The organism is Actinophytocola sp. (assembly GCF_035634895.1).
Taxonomy (GTDB): Bacteria; Actinomycetota; Actinomycetes; order Mycobacteriales; family Pseudonocardiaceae; genus Actinophytocola.
Genome location: NZ_DASQCC010000005.1, coordinates 23,217 through 42,879 on the forward strand (window position 1 = coordinate 23,217; position 19,663 = coordinate 42,879).

The 19,663-nt window shown below is 71.5% G+C and carries 17 protein-coding genes; 10 read left to right on the plus strand and 7 right to left on the minus strand.

Going from position 1 to position 19,663, the window contains the following annotated elements; genetic code table 11:
- Positions 1 to 17 precede the first annotated feature (17 nt).
- Positions 18 to 2,756, minus strand: coding sequence for a helix-turn-helix transcriptional regulator (locus tag VET29_RS01140; protein WP_324913382.1), 2,739 nt, complete (start codon positions 2,754 to 2,756; stop codon positions 18 to 20).
- 135 nt (positions 2,757 to 2,891) lie between these two features.
- On the opposite strand from VET29_RS01140, the gene VET29_RS01145 reads away from it, so the two are divergent.
- Complete coding sequence (locus tag VET29_RS01145; protein WP_324913384.1) at positions 2,892 to 3,830, plus strand: hypothetical protein; 939 nt, start codon at positions 2,892 to 2,894, stop codon at positions 3,828 to 3,830.
- Positions 3,831 to 3,949: 119 nt separating this feature from the next.
- Here VET29_RS01145 and VET29_RS01150 read toward each other — a convergent pair whose 3' ends face one another.
- Positions 3,950 to 4,870 carry an NADP-dependent oxidoreductase gene (locus VET29_RS01150; protein ID WP_324913386.1) on the minus strand — a complete coding sequence of 307 codons (921 nt, stop codon included), beginning with the start codon at positions 4,868 to 4,870 and terminating at the stop codon, positions 3,950 to 3,952.
- A 159-nt stretch (positions 4,871 to 5,029) separates the two neighbouring features.
- Between VET29_RS01150 and VET29_RS01155 the strand changes: the two genes are divergently transcribed.
- Positions 5,030 to 5,665 carry a helix-turn-helix domain-containing protein gene (locus VET29_RS01155; protein ID WP_324913389.1) on the plus strand — a complete coding sequence of 212 codons (636 nt, stop codon included), beginning with the start codon at positions 5,030 to 5,032 and terminating at the stop codon, positions 5,663 to 5,665.
- A 143-nt stretch (positions 5,666 to 5,808) separates the two neighbouring features.
- A complete protein-coding gene (locus VET29_RS01160; RefSeq protein ID WP_324913391.1) occupies positions 5,809 to 6,582 on the plus strand; it encodes a maleylpyruvate isomerase family mycothiol-dependent enzyme in 774 nt (257 codons plus the stop codon).
- Positions 6,583 to 6,606: 24 nt separating this feature from the next.
- Here the strand turns inward: VET29_RS01160 and VET29_RS01165 are convergent, their stop codons facing one another.
- On the minus strand, positions 6,607 to 9,741 hold the full coding sequence (locus VET29_RS01165; RefSeq protein ID WP_324913393.1) for an AfsR/SARP family transcriptional regulator: 3,135 nt from the start codon (positions 9,739 to 9,741) through the stop codon (positions 6,607 to 6,609).
- 124 nt (positions 9,742 to 9,865) lie between these two features.
- Here VET29_RS01165 and VET29_RS01170 point away from each other — a divergent pair, with 124 nt between their 5' ends.
- The 5 genes from VET29_RS01170 (at position 9,866) to lepB (ending at position 13,578) form a co-directional block, all read left to right on the plus strand.
- The gene (locus tag VET29_RS01170) at positions 9,866 to 10,048 is read left to right on the plus strand and encodes a hypothetical protein (RefSeq protein WP_324913395.1); all 183 of its coding nucleotides are present in this window, start codon (positions 9,866 to 9,868) and stop codon (positions 10,046 to 10,048) included.
- 76 nt (positions 10,049 to 10,124) lie between these two features.
- A complete protein-coding gene (locus VET29_RS01175) occupies positions 10,125 to 10,688 on the plus strand; it encodes a peroxiredoxin family protein (RefSeq protein ID WP_324913397.1) in 564 nt (187 codons plus the stop codon).
- Positions 10,685 to 12,541 carry an ABC transporter ATP-binding protein gene (locus VET29_RS01180; protein WP_324913399.1) on the plus strand — a complete coding sequence of 619 codons (1,857 nt, stop codon included), beginning with the start codon at positions 10,685 to 10,687 and terminating at the stop codon, positions 12,539 to 12,541. The genes VET29_RS01175 and VET29_RS01180 overlap by 4 nt, the downstream gene beginning before the upstream one ends.
- A gap of 21 nt (positions 12,542 to 12,562) precedes the next feature.
- On the plus strand, positions 12,563 to 13,096 hold the full coding sequence (locus tag VET29_RS01185) for a MauE/DoxX family redox-associated membrane protein (protein ID WP_324913401.1): 534 nt from the start codon (positions 12,563 to 12,565) through the stop codon (positions 13,094 to 13,096).
- Positions 13,093 to 13,578: a signal peptidase I gene (gene lepB / locus VET29_RS01190; protein WP_324913403.1), complete on the plus strand. Its 486-nt coding sequence runs from the start codon at positions 13,093 to 13,095 to the stop codon at positions 13,576 to 13,578. Before VET29_RS01185 ends, lepB begins: the two co-directional genes overlap by 4 nt.
- On the opposite strand, the gene VET29_RS01195 is transcribed toward lepB, so the two are convergent.
- The 4 genes from VET29_RS01195 to VET29_RS01210 are packed head-to-tail and all read right to left on the minus strand — an operon-like array spanning position 13,575 to position 18,016.
- Entirely contained in the window at positions 13,575 to 14,717 is a 1,143-nt protein-coding gene (locus VET29_RS01195; protein WP_324913405.1) for an alpha/beta hydrolase, read from the minus strand. The two genes, lepB and VET29_RS01195, sit on opposite strands and share 4 nt — an antisense overlap.
- Complete coding sequence (locus tag VET29_RS01200) at positions 14,707 to 15,768, minus strand: hypothetical protein (RefSeq protein WP_324913407.1); 1,062 nt, start codon at positions 15,766 to 15,768, stop codon at positions 14,707 to 14,709. Before VET29_RS01200 ends, VET29_RS01195 begins: the two co-directional genes overlap by 11 nt.
- Positions 15,765 to 16,811 (minus strand): methyltransferase domain-containing protein, encoded by a 1,047-nt coding sequence (locus VET29_RS01205; protein ID WP_324913409.1) that lies wholly within the window; start codon positions 16,809 to 16,811, stop codon positions 15,765 to 15,767. Before VET29_RS01205 ends, VET29_RS01200 begins: the two co-directional genes overlap by 4 nt.
- Positions 16,808 to 18,016: a glutamate-cysteine ligase family protein gene (locus VET29_RS01210; protein WP_324913411.1), complete on the minus strand. Its 1,209-nt coding sequence runs from the start codon at positions 18,014 to 18,016 to the stop codon at positions 16,808 to 16,810. The genes VET29_RS01205 and VET29_RS01210 overlap by 4 nt, the downstream gene beginning before the upstream one ends.
- Before the next feature lie 168 nt (positions 18,017 to 18,184).
- On the opposite strand from VET29_RS01210, the gene VET29_RS01215 reads away from it, so the two are divergent.
- Together VET29_RS01215 and VET29_RS01220 are read left to right on the plus strand one after the other, a co-directional pair.
- Positions 18,185 to 19,036 (plus strand): alpha/beta fold hydrolase, encoded by an 852-nt coding sequence (locus VET29_RS01215; RefSeq protein WP_324913413.1) that lies wholly within the window; start codon positions 18,185 to 18,187, stop codon positions 19,034 to 19,036.
- A 146-nt stretch (positions 19,037 to 19,182) separates the two neighbouring features.
- Entirely contained in the window at positions 19,183 to 19,659 is a 477-nt protein-coding gene (locus tag VET29_RS01220; RefSeq protein ID WP_324913415.1) for a hypothetical protein, read from the plus strand.
- Positions 19,660 to 19,663 lie beyond the last annotated feature (4 nt).

The window sequence follows — 19,663 nt, forward strand, 5'->3', positions numbered from 1 at the left end:
CACCAACCTTTGTGCGGTCACCTGTGCTCTACGGCGGTCGAGAACGCGCGGACGAGCTCGACGCGGGAGCGCACGCCGAGCTTGTGGTAGCAGTTGCTGAGGTGGTACTCGACGGTCTTCACCGAGAGGAACAGCGTAGCGGCGATCTCGCGGTTGCTGAGGCCCTCGGCGGCCCGCCGGGCCACCCGGACCTCCTGGTTGGTCAACGGGGTTCCCGCGCTGCCCGGGGTGGTACCGCCGACTCGCAGCTCGCCCGCCGCTCGGCGTTCCCAGGGATGTGCGCCCAGCCGCTCGAAGACCAGGCGGGCCGCGGCGAGCTGCTCCTGAGCACGTCCCCGCCGACGGGCCCGGCGTAGCCGTTCCCCGAAGAGCAGCCGGGTCCGCGCGGCGGCGTACTCGTCGCCGGTGGCCAGTTCCTCCTCCATCGCGACGACGAAGTGCCGTTCGGCTTCGGCTTCGTCGTCGGCCAGCAGTCCTCGGCAGCGGGCGATCGCGACGCGGGCGGCCGGCACCGGCTCATGGCCGGACCGGCGCACGAGATCGTCAAGGCACTTCCCGGCCCGGTCCACGTTTCCCGTGCGGAACAAGGACTCCACGAGGTCGGCGTGGTAGGGAAACACCACCGGGTCGCGCACACCCAGACGGTCGAGGCGGTTCGCCAGGTTCGTCAGGCGGTCGACCGCACGCTCGGGGCGCCCGGCCGCCAGCTCGATCCTCCCGAGCGCCAGGTGCGCGTACGGGATCACCAGCTCGGCGCCGAGCGGTTCCAGTAGGTCCAGGGCGTCCCGGACGTTCTGCGCGCAGCGCGACTCGTCGCCCTGCGCGGCGTCCACGAGCGCCATCGTGCTGGCGGCGTAGCCGGCGAGCAGTGGCTGGCCGACGGCGTCGGCCAGCGACCTGCACTCCGCGCCCGTGCCGTAGGCCGCGTTCCAGGCACCACACCGGGCCTCCAGGTCGGCCAGCACGGAGAGCAGGCTGGGCAGCCGTTCCATCGCATCCGCGCGGCGGAGCCGGGTGAGGGTCGTGCGCAAGACGTCGCGCGCGCTGCCGTACTCCCCCAGCCACATCAGGTCCATCGTGGCGAAGCCGAAGACCTCGATGCCGTGCTGGAGCGGATCCGTCTCCGTGAGGGTCGCGAGGTAGCCGGACACGACGTCCCTGGCACGCTCATGGTGCCCGGTGAGCAACGAGGTGTGGGCGTACAGTACGGCGGGGCCGATGTCGTGCGACTGTGCGGGCTGCGCGGCAAGCGCGCGTTCCGCCGCCGCCAGTGCCTCCGGGACGAGTCCCGCCACCGCGCCGACGCCGGCCGCGGTGACCCACAGCGGCGTCGCGGCCTGCTCGGGTGCGGCCGCGGCCGCCCCGGACACGGTGGTGAAGATGTCGGCGGGTTTGGCGCGGGTGAACTGGATCTGGGTGTTCAGTTGCGCGACCGCCGCCCGCAGCTCGACACCCGCGGCGTCGGTGTCGATCCGGTCGATGGCCGCCGTGGCGGCGTCGGTGTCGCCGGCGAGGTGTGCCGCCTCGGCCGCCCTGTACCTGCGCTGCTCGCGCTCGCGCGGCGCCGACGTCAGCTGGGCGGCACGCAGGTAGACCGCGTACGCCTCTCGCATGGCACCACGCGCGAGGCTGCGCGCCGCGAGGTCGGCCAGTGCGTCGGCGACGTCGTCGTCAGGACCGAACGCGGCCGCCGCGAGGTGCCACACGTGCCTGTCCCACAGCCTGCCCCTGGCCGACCGCAACGCCCGCGCTATCGCGGCATGGGCGGCACGGCGCTCGCGTGGGGTCGCCGCATGGTAGACGGTCGACCGGATCAGCGGGTGGGCGAACTCGATGCCGTCGGCCGTGGTGACCAGCCCGGCGGCCTCGGCCGTAGACAGCGCGTCGAGTCCGGCGGGGCCCAGCACCTCGGCGAGCTCGGCCAGCTCGCCGGTGAAGGAGGCGGCACACAGCAGGAGCGCCCGCCGTACGGCGGGATCGAGCGGGGCCAGCCGTTGCCGGTACGCGTCGGCGACGGTGTCGGGCGGTGGCGGGGGCCGATCGTGGCCGTGCGGGACGCCCGCGGGTCGTCGGGAGAGCTCCACGAGTGCCAGGGGGTGGCCGGCGCTGTACCGCAGCAGCAGCGCGAACTCGTCGTCGTCCGGCGGTTCGCCCCGCACCCTGGCCACGAGCGCGCGAGCGGCCTCGGCGGGCAGGCCGCCGAGCTCCAGGGTCGGCAGGTCGGCCAGGTCGCCGCCCTGGTCGCCGTGCCGGACCGCGACCAGCACCGCGACCCCTTCCCCGACGAGCCGCCGGGCCGCGAACAGCAGGGCCGACCGCGAGCCGGCGTCCATCCACTGGAGGTCGTCGACAACCACCAACGCCGGCGCGGCCTCCGCGAGGACCCCCAGGGTGCCGAGGCCGACCGCGACGCCGCCGGGTGGGCGCACGGCCTCGTCGACGGCGAGGCTGACACGCAACGCGTTCCGTTGCCCGGCAGGCAGTTGGTCGGCGAGGGCGACCACCGGCCGGAGGATGTCCGTCAGCGCCCCGAAGGCGAACGTGGCCTCGCTCTGCACGCACCGCGTCCGCAGCACCCGCAGCGTGGGTTCGTACTCGGTCGCACGGTCCAACAACGCGGTCTTCCCCGCGCCTGCCTCTCCCCTGATGACGAGCACACCGCTGCGGCCTTTCCGCGCGTCGGCCACGAGCCGCCGGATTCGTTCCTCCTCCGCCTCTCGGCCGAACAGCTCCGGCTGCTCCTCGGGGGTCGACACATCGCCTCCAAAACCCTGGGGAATTCCCTGATCCAGCCTACGACCCCGGCCAGCGAGGATCGTCACGAGCCGGTGCGGCCGGATATCGAGGGGGATGCCATGAATCAGCGGTCGAGGTCGAGTGTCAAAGGAAATGTGAACGCGCCCATCGGGAACATCTCCGGTACCGGAAACCAGATGGCCAGGACCTCGTGGTTCACCCGGATCAGGAACGACTGGTCGAGGAAACGGAAGGCGGCCTGCGTTTTCCTGAGCGTCACCGTGGTGACCGGCGGCGCGACGACCGTGCTGGTCCTGCTGGGACCGGAGCCGCCCGCCGAGGGACGGTCCGCACCACGTTCGACCACCGCCCCACGGCACGACCGGCCGAGCGCGGACCTCCCGGCGGTCCGACCGCCCGAGCCGACCCCGACCACGAGGCCCGTGCCGAGCGGAAGCCGGCCGGGGAACGGCGTGGACCGGCCCGGCACCACCACGAACGGCAACCAGGAACCGCAGGATGGCACCACCGCGCGGACGCGGCAGCTGGCGACGACCGCCGACCAGCCGAGTGGACTGCCGGGCACGTCCCTCAACTTCTACGGCACGGGATACGACGGTTGCCCGGACTACGGGTCACGCACCGTGGACGTGCTGTGGGACGGATACGGCACCGGCATCACCGCGCCGATCGAACCCGACGGCCGGTTCGGCATCCGGTTCACCGTTCCCGAGTCGGCCGGCACCGGAACCCATTACCTCTACGGGCGATGCGTCGACGGCGGGGAATGGGCCAGGACGGAGTTCGCCGTCACTTCTCCGCTGGCCCTCACCACGTCGCCGACGCGGGGAAGCGCCGGGACCTCGGTAACCGTGCACGGCACCGAATACGGCGGCTGCCCGGACTACGGCAACCGGGCGGTGAACGTCATCTGGGAAGGAACCGGAATCTCCGCCACGGCACCCATCGAGGCGGACGGCACATTCACCGTCACGTTCACCGTGCCGGCGACGAACCCGGGCGACTATTACCTCACCGGCCAATGCCAGGACGGCGGCCAGTGGACCCGGACGATATTCACGGTGACCGCGTGACCGGATTCCCGGGGTTTCCCGCGGCGGCTGCCAGAACCGTTCCTGGCGGACATGGGCGCTCGCCGACCCCGCGGGCCCTGGTCGAGGTTTCCTTCCGAGATCGTTTCGAGGAGTTCGGTTCAGGAGCAGGTGACGGCGACCTTGCCGAGCGTTCCGGCGCCGAAGGCGGCGAACGCCTCGTGGACCCGCTCCAGCGGATAGGTGGCCGTCACCGCGACACGCAGCACGCCGGCGGCGGCGTCGGCGGCCACCTGGGCCAGGGTCCGCGGGGTGGCGTCGGCCATCACCGAGAAGGCGGTGACGCCCTCGGGGACGGCGCCGAGCGTGGAGGCGAAGCGCCCACCGGGGCGCAGCAGGCCCGCGAGCTGGTCACCGTCACCGGCCAGGTGCAGCACCGCGTCCACGCCGTTCGGCGCGAGCGCGCGGACCTGCGCGGCCAGGTCACCGGTGAAGTCCACGACGTGGACCCCGGCGGCGAGGCCGGTGACGAGGTCGGCCTCCGCGCCGGGGCGGGCGGTGGCGATGACCCGTGCGCCGCGTGCGGCGGCGAACTGCACGGCCAGCGTGCCGACACCGCCGGTGGCACCGGAGATCAGGATCGTCTCGTCCCCGTGCGGATCCACGGCGTTCACGCTGTCCAGGGCGGCCGTGCCCGCCAGTCCCAGCGCGCCGGCGTCGCGCACGCTCAGGCCGGCCGGGATGTGGACCACGCCGTGCGCGGCCGGCACGGTGACGTACTCGGCCAGCGAACCCGCCCCCAGGAACGGCTTCGTCACCACGCCGAAGACCGCGTCCCCCACCGCGAACCCCTCGACGCCCGCGCCGAGCGCCTCGACGGTCCCGGCGAAGTCGTTGCCCACCACCAACGGGAAGCGGTGTTCCATCATCCCCCGCAGGTAGCCGGCGGCGGTCGCGGCGTCGATGCCGTTCACCGACGACGAGACCACCCGCACCAGCAGCTCCCCCGCCTCCGGGCGCGGGGTGTCGACCTCGGCCACGGCCGGGCTGGCGGGAACGGACTTCAGGGTTGCAGCACGCACGATGATCACCCTCACAGTAAGTGGAACGGCCTTCCCGTTTCCCTCCGCCACGGTAGCAGAAGAACCGGGAAGGGTGTTCCACTTAGTAGAGTGCGGGGTATGACACCGCCGACGGACCGTGCTGAGGTTCCAGATCCGCAGTGCGGAACCGCTCTGCGCGTGGACGCCGAACGCAACCGCGAACGCATCCTGGCCGCCGCCCGCCGCCTGTACGCCACCGAGGGCCTCGGGGTGTCCATGGCGGCGGTGGCCCGCGAGGCCGGCGTCGGCAAGGCCACCCTCTCCCGCCGCTTCGCCACCCGCGAGGACCTCATCAGCGCCGTCTTCGCCGACCGGATGGACGGCTACGCCAACGCCACGGCCGAAGCCCTCGCCGACCCCGATCCCTGGCACGGCTTCACCTGGTACATCGAGGCCATCTGCGCCATGCAGGCCGCCGACCGTGGCTTCGCCGCGATCCTCACCATGAGCATCCCCGACGCGAAGGTCCTCGAAGCCCGCCGCGCCGAGTCCTACCACGGCTTCTTGAAGCTCATTGCCCGCGCCAGGGCCACCGGCCACCTGCGAACCGACTTCGTCCCCGAGGACATGATCGTCATGCTCATGGCCAACGCCGGCGTCATCGCCGCCACCGCCGACGCCGCACCCGACACCTGGCGCCGCCTCGTCGGTCAGCTGCTCCGCGGCGCCGCCGCCCCCGGCGCCCCCCTGCCCCCCATGCCGGACGCGCCCGACGCCGCCGGCCTCCACCGCGCCATGATCCGCTGGGCAAGGTCCTCCACGCACCGGCCGTGAGGCGACCGGCGCGGCACGACCAGCGGCAGGACTACCCCGCGGACGTCACCCGGACAGGGTGACGTGTGTGCTGGTGGGCGGCATTGCGCGGCGGAACGGTTGATCAGCGGAACACATGGATCGGCTCGGGAGTTGAGCGTGGCATGACCCAACTCGTGGATCGCACGATCGGCGCCCTCCGCGCCGAGCACGACCGCCTCGCCGGCCTGGTCTCCACCCTGAGCGACGACCAGCTGGCCGCCACCAGCGGCGCCTCCGAGTGGACCGTCGCGCAGGCGCTGTCCCACCTGGGCAGTGGTGCGGAGATCGGCCGGGCGCCGATCGCGCGGGCCGCCGGCGAGACGGTGGCGGCCGAGGACAACCAGACGATCTGGGCCCGCTGGGACGCGTCCACGCCGCGGGCGCAGGCCGAGGGTTTCGTGGCGTCCAACGGCCGCTGGTTGGAAACGGTCGAGGCGTTCACGCCCGAGCAGCGTTCGTCGCTGATCGTGGACCTCGGGTTCCTGCCGGAGCCGGTCCCGCTGCTGACCGCCCTGGGCATGCGGCTCAACGAGGTGGCCAACCACTCGTGGGACGTGCGCGTGGCGTTCGACCCGGACGCCGGGGTGGACACCGAGTCGGCCGCGGTCCTCGTCGACCTCCTGACCGGACCCGTGGGCTTCCTGCTGGGCTTCCTCGCCAAGCCGGCCGAGCTCGAGGACCCGGTGTCGCTCGCGGTCCCCGGCGCCGGCCTGGTGATCGACGACACGGCCACCCTGGTGGACCACCTCGAGGCACCGTCCGCCACGTTCAACGGGCCGCCGGAGGCGTTCATCCGGCTGGTCAGCGGCCGCCTCAAGGACCCGTACGCCAACGGCGTCACCGTCGACGGCAGCCTCACCCTCGACGACCTGCGCCGGGTGTTCCCCGGCTTCTGACCAACGGTTGTCCGGGCAGGACCGTCAGGGCCGTCGTGAACCTGTCCTCGACAGCTCGAAGATCTGGCGTGCCTTCATCGAGGCGAGCTCGGCGCCGGGGCGGTGGCCGGTGGCGTGGTGGAGTCTCAGTGCCTGGCCGGCGTAGATCGCCGCCTGGGTGTGGTTGTGCCGCGCCAGCTCGACCTCGGCCAGGACGGTGGCCGCTTTGCCCTGCAGGATCCGGTATCCGAGCTCTCCCGCCTGGTCGTGGGCCTGCCTCGCCGCCGGCTGGGCCGCCGCGTGCTCGCCCAGTGCCAGGTGCGCGTCCGCCAGGCCCACCAGTGCGTCGATCAGGCCGTAGTGATAGGGGTTCGGCTCGCCGGCCAGGCCGGACGCCCGCTGGTGGTGTCCCACCGCCACCGTCGGCTGCCCCGACCGGACGGCGATGCGGCCGACCGCATTGAGGACGTCGACCTCGTTCTGTGCTCGTCCCGCGGTACGCACGATGGCCAACGCCTGCTGGCCGAGGTCCGCCGCCCGTGCCATGCGGCCCTCGGCGCAGGCGATCTCGGCCAGCTTGCCGAGGCCCTGGGCCTCACGGAACCGTGAGCCCAGGGTCCTCGCCATGGCCACGGTCTGGTTGTACCGCCGTGCCGCGCCGTCCAGGTCACCGCGCAGCCAGCTCGACCAGGCGAGTCCGGCGAGCGCGTCGATCTCGCCGAAGACCGAGCGGCGCCGCCTGGCCAGGTCGAGCGCCTCGCCGAAGTACCGCTCCGCCGCGCGGAGGTCGCCCGACTCGTTGTGCAGGTGGGCCAGCATCCGCAGCGCGTGGACCATGCCTTCCGGCATCCCCTCCGCACGCCACATCTCGATGGCTCGCTCGCTGTGCTCGCGCGCCTCACGCGGCCGGCCAAGACCGATGAGCGCGAGGCTGGCGTTGCCGAGCGCCTTCGCCTCACCGGCCCGCCAGCCGACGTCGCGCGCCAGGTCCGCCGCTTTCCCGCTGTGGTCGAGGAAACCCTGGTTGTCCCAGACACTCCAGTACGCCGTGGCCAGGTTGACGTGCATCGCGGCCTGTGCGTGCCGGTCGTCCGCGTCCTGTGCGGCCGACAGCCCGGCGCGGGCGAACGCCAGCCACGTCTCGTTGTGGTAGGTGCGGGCGAGGAAGAACCCGCGGGTCGCGTCCGCCAACCGCCACGCCACGCTCGGCATGCCGTGGGCCGCCGCGCCGGCGATGATCGCGCCCATGTTGGGCAGCTCGCTCTCGAGCCAGGCCCATGCGCCGTCCGGGTCCGCGAACGTGTCCGCGCGCGCCGGGCCGGACAGCATCGGCGCGTGCGAGTAGAGCAGCGCCGCGGCGGCCTCCGCCATCGTCACGTACCAGTCGTACAGTCGCCGCAACGGTTTCCCGCGGTCGGACTCGGACACCTCGCGCGCGTAGAGGCGGACCAGGTCGTGCAGCCGGTACCGGCCGGGGACGTGTGCCTCCACCAGGTTCGACATTACGAGGCCGGCGAGCAGCGGTGTCGTGTGCTCCCCGGTCGCGTCGGCGAGCGCGGCGACCGCGACGGCGGTGAAGTCCCGGCCCGGGATCAGGCCGAGGTTCTGGAACAGGCGCCGCTCGTCCGGCAGCAACGCGCCGTAGGACAGGGCGAGCGCGGGGCGGACGGCGGCACGGGCGTCGCCGTCCACCGCGAGAGCGTCGAGCGGGCTGTTGTCGCGCAGGTCCTCGGCGACCGAGGCGATGCTCTGCTCCGGACGCACCCGCAGTTTTCCCGCCGCCAGGCGCAGTGCCAGCGGGAGCCGGCCACACAGCCGGACGAGCTCGGCCGCCGCCTCGCCGGCCCGCGCCACCCGCTCGTGGCCGAGGACGTTCGCCAGCAGCAGCAGGGCCTCCCGTCCGTCGAGGACGTCGAGCGGCAGGCTGTGCGCGCCGTCGACGGCGACGAGGCCGGGCAGCTGGTTGCGGCTTGTCACCAGGGTGAAGCAGGAGGGCGTGCCCGGCAGCAGGGGCCGGATCTGTTCGGCGGAGGCGGCGTTGTCCAGCAACAGGAGCAGGCGCCTGCCCGCGGTCACCGACCGGTAGAGCGTGGCCCTTTCCTCGTGGTCGACGGGCACGCGGGCCGCCTCGACGTCCAGTGACCGCAGCAACCTCGCGAGCACCGCGCCCGGATCGGCCGGCGGGTGCTCGGCGTCGAAACCGTGGAGGTCGACGTAGAGCTGTCCGTCCGGGAACCGGTGTGCCGCCTGGTGGCTCCAGTGCACCGCCAACGCGGACTTGCCGACCCCCGCGGTGCCGTGGATCACCGCCACCACCATGCCCAGGCCCGCCGCGATCTTGTCCAGCGCGGCGAGATCGGCGGCCCGTCCGGTGAAGGACGCCGGGGCCGCGGGCAGCTGCCGGGGTACCCGCGCGGGAGGTGGCGCGACCGGCGGCGCGGTCAGCGGTTGGTCGTCGTTGAGAATCGCCGCCTGGAGCCGGCGCAGCGCCGGTCCCGGCCCGACGCCGAGGTCCTCGTCGAGACGCGCCCGCACCTGCTGGTAGGTGTCCAGCGCGTCGGCCTGACGCCCCGCCTGGGACAGCGCCCGCATCAACAGGTACCAGAACCGCTCCCGGTAGGGGTGCCGCGCGGTCAGCGCGGTGAGCTCGGCGATCAGGTCGCCGTGGTCACCCAGTTCGAGGTCCAGCTCGGCGCGCCGCTCGAGCGCCTGCAACCGCTCCTCGTCGAGCCGGGGCACCTCGTCGAGCCGCAGGGACTCGGACGGCACGTCCGCCAGCGCGGGGCCCCGCCACAGCGACAACGCCCGCCCCAGCTCGGCACGGGCGGGGGCCGTGTCGAGCTGCCTCGCCCGCTCGACCATGGCGCGGAAGCGGGTCAGGTCGAGCTGGTCGGGCCCGATCTCCATCCGGTAGCCGCCCGGGCGGGTCACGATCAGGCCGGGGTCGTCCAGCGTCTGCCGCAGGCGCATGACATGGGTCTGCACGGTGGACCGGGCGCGGCCCGGCGGCGTGTCCCCCCACAGCCGGTCGATGAGCTCGTCGCGCGGCACGGTCTGGCCGGAACGCAACAACAACGTCGCCAGCACCACCCGCAACCGGCCGCTCCCCAGCGGCACCGTCGCCGTCCCGTTGACCACCACCAGCTCACCGAGCAGGCGAAAACTCCACCCTCTGGTCATGTGCCCCCCGCGGTGGAGTTTACCGGACGTCGTCGAGATGTCAGCGAGCTGTGAGCGGCGGCCAGCAGGCTGGCCATCGCCAGGGCGTGCCCTGGTTCTGTTTCACGGGAAGGGATTGAGTCACATGGTTCGTCTGATCGAGAAGCTCGGTGACCGGGTGCTGGCGCGAGTGGTGCCCCGGGCCGTGGCGGCTGCCGCGCCGCCGCCCGGGTGCTGGTGCGACCAGTGCACGGGGGCGTGGGCGTTCCGCTGTTGCTGGGTGAGCGCGACCACGTACATCTGCACCACCCAGTGCGTGTCCTGCTGACCAGACCGCGGGGGGTGGCGTCCTGGCGGGTCACCCGCCAGGACGCCGTTCCACTCGAAGACAAGGAGTTGCTGCGGTGACGGTGCTGGTCGTTGCTGTGATGGTGCTGTGCTTCCTCTGCCTGTTCGACCTTCTGCTGACGCTCGGCGTCCTCAGGCGGCTCCGGGACCACGAGGTCCGCCTGGAGCGGTCGGCCGGCCAACCCAACCCGCTCGACAACCTGGCCAGCTCGCTCGTGCAGGGCTCGCGACCGGGCCCGTTCACCGCCACGACGACCGACGGCGGCGTGCTCGCGCTGGACGACCTGCTCGACGGCACGGTGGTGGCGTTCATGTCGCCGCACTGCAGACCTTGTGTCGCCAACCTGCCGAACTTCGTCGAGCACGTCAGCGGTCTGCCCGACGGCAGGCGGCGGGTCGTGGCGGTGCTGACCGGCGAGGAGGTCGAGGCCAGGTCGATGGCCGACCGGCTGGAGCCGGTCGCGCAGGTCGTGATCGAGCCGTTCGACGGGCCGATGACCAAGGCGTTCGACGTGACCGCACTGCCGGTCATCTTCGTGGTGAAGAGTGACGGGACCGTGGCCGCCACCTCGTACGAGATCGACCAGCTGCTCGGCCCGATGGCGGCGGTCGTCAGATGAGCTCGCGGTTCGCGGGGGTGGTCACGGCGGTCGGCCTGGCGTGGCGTGCCGCCCCCGGGCTGCTCGCCGTGTACCTGCCCCTGAACGTGCTCGGCGCCGTCGTCCCGGTGGCCTCGGCGTGGCTCGTCAAGCTCGTCCTCGACTCCGTGCTGCGGGGGACGCCGCTGTACCCGTTGCTGTTGCTGGTCGGCGCGCTCGCGGTGGTGGGACTCGTCGCCGGGGTCGTGCCGCACGTGACCGAGTACGTGCGGGTCGAGGCGGACCGCCGGGTCACGTTGCTGAGCGAGGACCGGCTCTACGGCGCGACGGAACGGTTCGTCGGGCTCGGCCGGTTCGAGGACCCCGGCTTCCAGGACACATTGCGGGTGGCCCAGGAGTCCGGTCGCTCGGCGCCGAGCAACGTCGTCAACGGGTTCGTCGGGGTCGGCCGGGCGTTGGTGACGATCGCCGGGTTCGTCGGCTCGCTGGCCGTCCTCGACCCGCTGATCACCGCGGTGGTCCTGCTCGCCGGTGTACCCGCGGTGCTGGCCGAGCGCGCGCTCGCCCGCCGGCGTGCCGCGGTGTTCCTGGAGATGAGTCCGTCCGTGCGGCGGGAGCTGTTCTACGCGCGGCTGCTCACCGACATCCGGGCCGCCAAGGAGGTGCGGCTGTTCGGCACCAGCGGGTTCTTCCGGCACCGGATGCTGCGCGAGCGCGCCACGGCCGACGCCGCCGAACGCCGGGTAGACCGCCAGGAGCTGCGGGTGCAGGGCGGGTTGTCGCTGCTGTCCTCGGTGGTGGCCGGCGGCGGTCTCGTGGTGGCGATCGTGTCCGCGAGCCGGGGACAGCTGAGCGTCGGCGACGTGTCGATGTTCGTCGCGGCCGTCGCCGGGGTGCAGACGTCGCTGTCGATGCTGGTCGGCGCCTACGCGATGGCCAGCCGGTCGCTCCTGATGTTCGAGCACTACCGCGCGCTGCTGGATGCCGGACCGGACCTGCCCGTCGCGGCCGAACCGGCGGTGGTGGGCGAGCTGCGCGGCAGCATCGAGCTGCGCGACGTCTGGTTCCGTTACTCGCCGGCGCATCCCTGGGTGCTGCGCGGGGTGAACATGGTGATCCCGGCGGGTCGCGCGGTGGCCATCGTCGGGCGCAACGGCGCGGGCAAGAGCACCATCGTGAAGCTGCTGTGCCGGTTCTACGATCCGACCCGCGGGTCGGTGCGCTGGGACGGGGTCGACCTGCGGGACATCTCGCCCGCGGACCTGCGGGCCCGGATCGGCGCCGTGTTCCAGGACTTCATGGAGTACGACCTGACCGCGGCGGAGAACATCGGGATCGGCGACGTCGGCCGGCGCGACGACCGCCCGCGGGTCGAGGCGGCCGCGCGGCTGGCCGGGGTGCACGAGACGCTCGCGCGGCTGCCCGGCGGGTACGACACGCTGCTGAGCCGGACGTTCACCCCCGGCGGCACCGCCTCCGACGAGTCGGCCGCGCTCGCCTGGCTGGCCGGCGACGACACGGCCGGCGTGGGGGTCACGCTCTCGACCGGGCAGTGGCAGCGGCTCGCGCTGGCGCGTGGCCTGTTCCGGGGGCGCCGGGACCTGCTCATCCTCGACGAACCGAGCTCCGGACTCGATCCCGAGGCCGAGCACCAGGTGCACGGGACGCTGCGCACGTACGCCGCGGGCACGACCAGAGTGCTGATCTCGCACCGGCTCGGGGCGACCAGGGACGCCGACCACGTGTTCGTCATCGAGGACGGCGTGGTGTCCGAGCAGGGCACGCACACCGAGCTGGTCTCCGCCGGTGGTGCGTACGCCCGGCTCTTCGCTCTACAGGCCAAGGGATATCAGGAGCCATCCGCCGTCGGCTGATGGTCCGGAAGGGAGTGTTCGATGTCCACTGTGGACCTGGCGTGTCGTGGCGTGCTGGTTCTGGTGTTCGTGGCCTCGGCGGCCGGGAAGCTGGGCAACTTCGGCGGTTTCGTCGCCGCGGTGCGCCAACTTCGCCTCGTGCCGGGGCGACGACCACCCGTGCGGCCGGTCGCACGGGTGGTCGTCGCCGCCGAAGGGGCGGCCGCCGCGCTGCTCCTCCTGCCGGGTGCCTTCGCGACCGCCGGCTTCGTACTGGTGATCCTGCTGTGCGCGGTGTTCGCGGTGGCGATCGAGTCGTCGGTACGCAGGGACATCCGGGTGCCCTGCCCGTGTTTCGGCGCGTCGGCGGACCTCCTGGACCGCAGGCACCTGGTGCGGAACGCGATACTCGCGGCCGTGTCGGTCGCCGGGCTCGCGGACACCGGCACGGGACGGCCGCCGGGGCTGGTGGACGTCCTGGTCGGCTCGGTGGCGGCGGTCTTCGTCGCCGCGGTGGTCATCCGGTTCGACGACGTCGCCGAGATTCTCGTGCCACGGCCGGCGGCGCGCCGATGACCGCCGTCGTGCCGGTGGGGCTCGTGCTGGTCGGGCTCGTGCTGCTGGGGGTGCTCGGCGCGGCCGCGCTGCGGAGGTGGTTCATGGTGGTCACGGTGGCCGGTCCGAGCATGGCACCCACGCTGTCCGACGGCGACCGGGTGCTGGTCCGCCGCCGCACCGTGGACTCGGTGCGGCGCGGCGACATCGTGGTCCTCCTGGGACCACGGATGCCCGGCCGCGGGCTCAGCGCGGCCGACTTCCTCGCCGGAGCGACGAACGACGACCGGCCGCTCATGATCAAACGGGTCGTCGCGGCGCCGGGCGACCCGGCGCCGGGTCGCCCGGCGGCCGTGCCAGGGGACGAGATCATCGTGACCGGTGACAACGAGAGCATGAGCTTCGACTCCCGCCAGGCCGGTCCGTTCGAGGCCGGCGGGGTGCGCGGGGTGGTCGTCCGCAGGATCGGCACGGGTCGGCCGGCCAGAAACGCGGCACCCTAACGGAAGGAGGTCCCGTCCGGGTTGTCGAACGCCGCGACCTCCCGGTTCAGGAAGTCCTCGTCGATGAGATCGAAATGATCCACCTTCAACAGGTCGAACAGCGCATGCAGGTTGCGCTGCCTGGCCAGGGCGACCAGTTCGTTGAAATGCTCCTCGTAGTGCACCGAGAAGATCAACCGCGTCCGCGCACACGCGCCACGCAGAATCTCGACCCTGGTGAAGAACTTGCCGTACTGGCCGTCCGGCTCCCAGTAGTCCCACCAGTCCTTGGCGTGCTGCTGGATGTGCGCGGCGTCCTTCTTGCAGATCTTGTGCAGATACTCCGTGATGTTCTCGAACTCCTCGAGGTTCGACGGGATCTGGGTGATGCGCTTGAACTCGGCCAGCGGATGACTCGGGTCCGTGGTCGCGAAACCGCCGGACACCACCATCGAGGAATGGTTGATGTTCGGATCGAGCAGCAGGAGGCCGGCGAGTCGAGGCCTGCGCGTCGGGTCGGCCTTCCACAGCTCGCCGAGCCGCAGGATCATGTCCGCGCCGGTGGAGAATCCCACCAACAGCAGCTTCTTGTTCTCGTACTGCCGCCGGATGTTGTTGAGTGCCCCGTTGACGAGCTCGGCGTGGGTGGTGAGGCCGATCGGCCGGTAACGGGTGTCGTGGGCCTCCGTCGTGTTGAACCCGAACAAGGTGATCGCGATCGTGTGCACGCCGGCGACGTACATGTACGGCCGGAAGTCGTTGGCGTCCAGGCCGAGGCCGTGCAGGAGCACGACGACGGTGTCCGACTTCACCTCACGTTCCAGGAAATGCAGCTCACGCCCGTACACCGCCTGGTCCACCGGCAGGTCGTCGTCGAAGTCGGCGGCGCGGATGTCCAGGGACTTCGCGGTGATGGGCGGGCGGAAGGATCGCTTTCGCTCCGTCGACGCGCCGACCTGCCAGGCGATCGTGGCGAGCGTGCCGACGACGACCAGCACGAGCACGAACAGCGCGGTGTGCCCCCAGAGCCATTCGAGTCCCGTCCGGGCCTGGTCACTGTAGATGCCGATGAGCACACTGGCGATGCCACCGAGCACGCCGACCGCGGCCCAGGTGCGTCGTAGTACGGGCTGGAGTGGGGCAGGGGGGCTAATGCGCATCAATGCCCCACGCGTCGCCGACGATCGAGGACAGGTGCGGGCCGCACGTGACGGTGCCGATGAAGTGTGCGTCGGAGATCTCGGCCAGGCGCAGCTCGGTGGGGTCGCCTGCGAGGTAGCCGGTCACGCTCGCGCCGGGGCTGGTCAGCCCGTGGCTCGGATCCATCGTCAGCAGGAGGCCAGGTCGTTGGAGGCGTGACACCACGCAGTTCACGATCATCCTTCGCGTGTTCTGATCATGCTGAAACAAGGCGAAGTTGCAGGTTGCCACATTGAACCGGTAGGTGGAAAGGAATTCAGCCATTTGACGTAATTCGAGCATGTCCAGTACATGCGTGACCACATCCTGAGCGGTGTCCCGAGTCTGCTCAAGTGACCACAATAACTCGCCGAACCTGTCTTCGTAGTAACGGGAGTTGCCGTAACAGGCGCGGACCCAATCCAGTGTCGGCAGCGGGAACGTGTCCACGCCGCAGCGAAGGGTCAGCGGAATGGGACGGTAGGCGGGCGTGGCCCGGTCCCAGCTCAGATCGGGGGCGAACCGGTCGAAAACCGCGCGGTTGTTCAGCTGGCGAGGTAACAGACCGAGGCCGGTTCCCAGGTCGACGAGCCTGACCTCGGGCAGCGCCAGATTCGCGGCGAACGCACCGACCAACAATTGCGGAACGACAAATCTTCTGGCGCCGGTGAACGAGTTCGAGCGGTCCCGCAACGCGCGCGCGAGGTCCATTTCGTACTGCCTCACCACTTCGCGGAGCAACTCGGCGCGCGCCGAGTCGTCGAGGTCGTCCTGGAACACCCCGGCCGCGACCGGGTCACGCATCGCGATGTCGCGGATGGCGACGCCGAGGAGGGTGAGCAGGTGGGCATCACTGATGTCCGGCCGCGCGACCCACGTCGTGGCAAGGAGACGCTCGAGCTCCTCGAGGCCGTCCGCGAGCAGCCGGCCGATCGCGCGATGTGCCGCCGCCCAACCGTGGTGGCCCTGCCGGTGCGCCGCGATCGCGTCGACGCTGCGGGCGAAGTCCGTTGTCGATCGGCGGTGGTTCACCCCGCACCGTCCGGTTTCCGGCCGACCGCGACGAGCGCGGCGCGGGGAAGCTCGGCGGTGTGGGCACCGCCCGCGGCACGAACGGACAGCTCGGTGACCGCCGCCGGGCCGGCGGAGTCGAGCCGGAAGTACCGCGCCATTCTCTCCGCGACCCACTCGTCGGCGGCGCTGTCGTCAGGCGCGCCGGGCGGGTGCAGCCCGTACATCAACCGAAGATGGCGGGCGAGCCTCGACCGCGCCTGTTCGGGACTGGGCCCCGACAGCTCGAACGGGTCGTAGATCAGCCGCGTGCCGACCGCGGTGAATCCCGTGGTGGCCAACAGAGTGCGCATCTCGGCACCGTCGAAGTGGGCATGGTCGTGGCCCGCCTTCGAGTACGGATGCACCACCTCCGCGAACCACCGGGCCGCCGCCGACCCATGTGGGAAGTCGTGCACGACCACGCTTCCCCCCGGCCGCAGCACCCGCCACGCCTCGGCCAGCGCGCGGGGCCGGTCACGGGCGCTCAGGTGATGGGTGCCGTACGCGAACAACACGAGGTCGGCACACCGGTCACGCAACAACATCCGCTGCGCGGGCTGCCGCAGCGCCGGCAGCCCGTCGGCCAGGGCCGCCGTCACCATCGCCGCGCTCACGTCACAGGTGAGAATGCGCAGGCGTGCGGCGTGTGCTCCGGCGCGACGCCGCCAGACCTGCGTCACGGTGCCGTTCCCGCCGAGGACGTCGACCACGACCGCACGGCCGGTGGTGTGCCCGGACAGGCTCAACAGCGTCATGATTCCCCTGGCCCGCGCGCAGTGGTCGCGCTGCGCGTCGCGGTACGACCCGCCCCTGCCGGACAGGGGGTCGTCGCCGAACTCGGCGGCGGACCGTAGCCAGGGCCGCGCCGCCTCGACCGCCGCATCGCTGAGATCGAGCAGCTCCGCCATGTCGCGATGGCGGCGTGCCATGAACTCCTGGTACTGCCGCGGCGACATCGTGGGCAGGTAGTCGTACTCGCCACGGGCGTCCGCGCGTGGCACCGGTCGGGCAGACCTCGTCATGGGCCCTCCGTCACCAGGCAGAGATCGGCCGGGGACACGCCCCGCAGGGTGTACCGGTCCGCGAACGAGCAGACCCGCGCCGCCGCCCAGTCGGGAAGGGCGAGGCCGTCGAGCCCGCGCAGCACCGAGCGCATGCATCGCGCGGCGACATCGGCCAGCCGCGGCACGCTCAACCCTTCTCGCGCCGCGAGAAGGTAGTCGCCACGGGTCGGCACCGGAAGCGGTCGTGTCGCGGTCTCGGCCTGAGCGAAGCCGCGCTCGTCGTCGAGCAGGTATGCGGCGACGACCACCGGCACCACCCAGTCGTCGCCGTGCTGCGCGTCGATCATCCGCAGTTCCATCCGGCCACACGCACGCACCGGTGGGATCATCGACTTCAGGTGGCGGCGCAGATCACCCTCGTACACCGCCCGCGGCCGGGCATCGCGCAGCCAACGGCGCAGGGTCAACCCGACCGGGGGAGCTGTCCACTCGGACGGGGTGTTCCCTTGGATGCCGACGATCCGCGCGTCCAGCAGGTAGCGTGTCCAGTCCGCGCGCACGTCGCCCGACCACGGCACCGGATCGGTGCGCGTCGGATCGGTGCGGAACCGGATGAGCTGCCGTGTGCTGCGTGCGCGCAGACCGAAGAGGTCCGGCGAGTTGGCGAACATCGCGACCAGCACCGGCCCCAGCCTGTTGGCCAGCAGCCAGCGGCGGTTCCTGCCGCGCCAGCCGGTCGAGTCGTCCCCGAGGTCGAGGCTGACCTGAACGGCGGCGGCATTGCACATCATGACGCGGCCCCAGGGGCCGAACAGGTCGTAGCTGCGTTCGAGCGCGGCATACCAGGCCAGGTCGACGGTCCTGGCCGGTGGCCGCTCGTCCAACCCGGCACCACGCAACCGAAGGCCGTCGCGGCCGGCGCGGTCCCGCAACACCGAGAGGTCCGCGGCCGCCTCCGAGACGCAGGCCGCGACGGCGCCGGCCGGTCGGGTACTCAGCTCCACCTGACCACCCGGCTCGAACGAGACGGATCCACCGGCGGGCAAGGCTCCGGGACTGTCCAGCGCACGTCTCAGCCGGGTGAGGTTCACGCGGTCGCGGGGGATCTCGTGGTCCTCGACCAGAAATTCCAGTTCGACACCGATACGCCCGACACGATGGTGCGGAAATGCGTTCAGCTCGATCCATTCGGCCGCCACGGACTCCATCAGCGCGGTCCCCACACCTCGGCCCCTCTCGACTACGGCGTTCCTCCGAACGGAGGGCAGCCGCTCCTCGGTCCAGTCGCCCATGTACTTTTAGTAAGACAGATGCGACATGTCGCTGTCGAGAGCCGAATTGGGGATCATGTCGCGCCTGTCAGCCGACGATGGCCAAGTCAGGGAATGACCATGAAACATGTCTCGCGCCTTCTGCCCGACACCGAGGGGCGCGCGGTGAGCTATCTCGAACAACGTGCTGATTCCAGGAGCATCGTAATCCTGGTCCACGGGTTGGGGCAGGACGGCGATGATTACGCGGACTATCTGACCGCCGTTCCCGCTCAGCACAGTGTCGCGATCACGCTGCCGGGGTTCGAGCCGGACTCGCTGCCGGGAGTTCCGGCCGTCTCGCTCGACGACCAGGTGCGGACCGTCGCCGCCTTCCTCCGCGCCATCGCGGAGGAGAACTACGGCAAGGATCTCGTCCTGGTCGGGTTCTCCCTGGGGGCCGACATCATCCTGCGGCTCGCCGAGCTCAACGGCATGGCCGGCACGCACGTCCCCCGGTTGTCCCTCGCGCTGCTGCTGGACCCCAATGTCAACCAGTCGACAATGTCGATTTCCAGCCTGTTCGCACGGGCGGACCCACGTGACCCGCTCCCGGCTTTCAAGCAACTGATTGCCCTCGCCCCCGATCGCGACTGGTTTCGGGACCTTTGTCGGTATCTGGTCAAAATCGTGCGAAAGGACTTCGTTCAGCTCAAGCGGCTTTCTCAGGACGTGCTCGCCTATTGGCAGCCCGACGGCTACGACCAAATCGGATCTCGGCTCGCGGCGGTGTCGGCCATGGCCGACCGGATGAGGGTCGTTCTTTCCGGGGACTACGCCGAGCACGTGGCACCGATGAGGGAGGCGTCGCAGGGGCGTGGCGGCGGGGCAATAACCTTCGAACTGACCGAGCTGCGACATTTCGACCTCATCGCGGAGCACGTGCTCACCCGGGAGCTCCGCCTGGCCGGCGAGGTGTCGGTCCGTCAGTGAGCGCGGACCTCCACCCGCGACGCCGGAAGAGCGGCCCCTGACGTCCGACATGGACCCCCGGTGTCGCGCCGGTCGCCGTGGTCACCCGTCCCACCCGTTCGGCGGGAACAATGCGTCGCCCGGCGCGCGGCGGGTACCCGGCCGCCATGGTGGACACATCTGACAGTGCGGTGGACGGGCCGACGGGTGACCCGCGGTTCGACGGGGACGGCTGGGGCGACTCGCTGGACGACGCCACGGTGGAGGCGGTCGGGGCGGTGACCGAGGCGCTCGAGACCGTCGAGGTCGCCCGAGGTCACCTGTACGCCTTCCACCAACTCACCGGTTCGGCCGACTTCAAGCTGGAGAAGGCCGTCGAGCTGCTCAGGAAGGCCGGGCACCAGGACGTGGCCGAGCGCCTGACGCGGGAGCTGCTCGGCCGCAACGTGCTGCCGGGCCGCTGGACCTTCCAGGTGATCGAGGACTACGAGGACACCTACTACACGCCGTTCCGCGAGCACGAACGCGAGGTTCGGGCACTGACCGGCGGCATGCCCCACGTCCACGAGGCGGGGTTGAAACGCCGCCGCCGGTCGGCCGGCGTGCCCGGTCACGAGGCGACGCCCGGCGAGCCGGTCGAGTGACCGT

Bases quoted from the DNA above. Each gene is read 5' to 3' on its own strand.
- VET29_RS01215 (WP_324913413.1), top strand. From the start codon at position 18,185: ATGAAACATGTCTCGCGCCTTCTGCCCGACACCGAGGGGCGCGCGGTG.
- lepB (WP_324913403.1), top strand. From the start codon at position 13,093: ATGACCGCCGTCGTGCCGGTGGGGCTCGTGCTGGTCGGGCTCGTGCTG.
- VET29_RS01170 (WP_324913395.1), top strand. From the start codon at position 9,866: ATGGTTCGTCTGATCGAGAAGCTCGGTGACCGGGTGCTGGCGCGAGTG.
- VET29_RS01195 (WP_324913405.1), bottom strand. From the start codon at position 14,717: ATGCGCATTAGCCCCCCTGCCCCACTCCAGCCCGTACTACGACGCACC.
- VET29_RS01220 (WP_324913415.1), top strand. From the start codon at position 19,183: ATGGTGGACACATCTGACAGTGCGGTGGACGGGCCGACGGGTGACCCG.
- VET29_RS01160 (WP_324913391.1), top strand. From the start codon at position 5,809: ATGACCCAACTCGTGGATCGCACGATCGGCGCCCTCCGCGCCGAGCAC.
- VET29_RS01185 (WP_324913401.1), top strand. From the start codon at position 12,563: ATGTCCACTGTGGACCTGGCGTGTCGTGGCGTGCTGGTTCTGGTGTTC.
- VET29_RS01180 (WP_324913399.1), top strand. From the start codon at position 10,685: ATGAGCTCGCGGTTCGCGGGGGTGGTCACGGCGGTCGGCCTGGCGTGG.
- VET29_RS01205 (WP_324913409.1), bottom strand. From the start codon at position 16,811: ATGACGAGGTCTGCCCGACCGGTGCCACGCGCGGACGCCCGTGGCGAG.
- VET29_RS01165 (WP_324913393.1), bottom strand. From the start codon at position 9,741: ATGACCAGAGGGTGGAGTTTTCGCCTGCTCGGTGAGCTGGTGGTGGTC.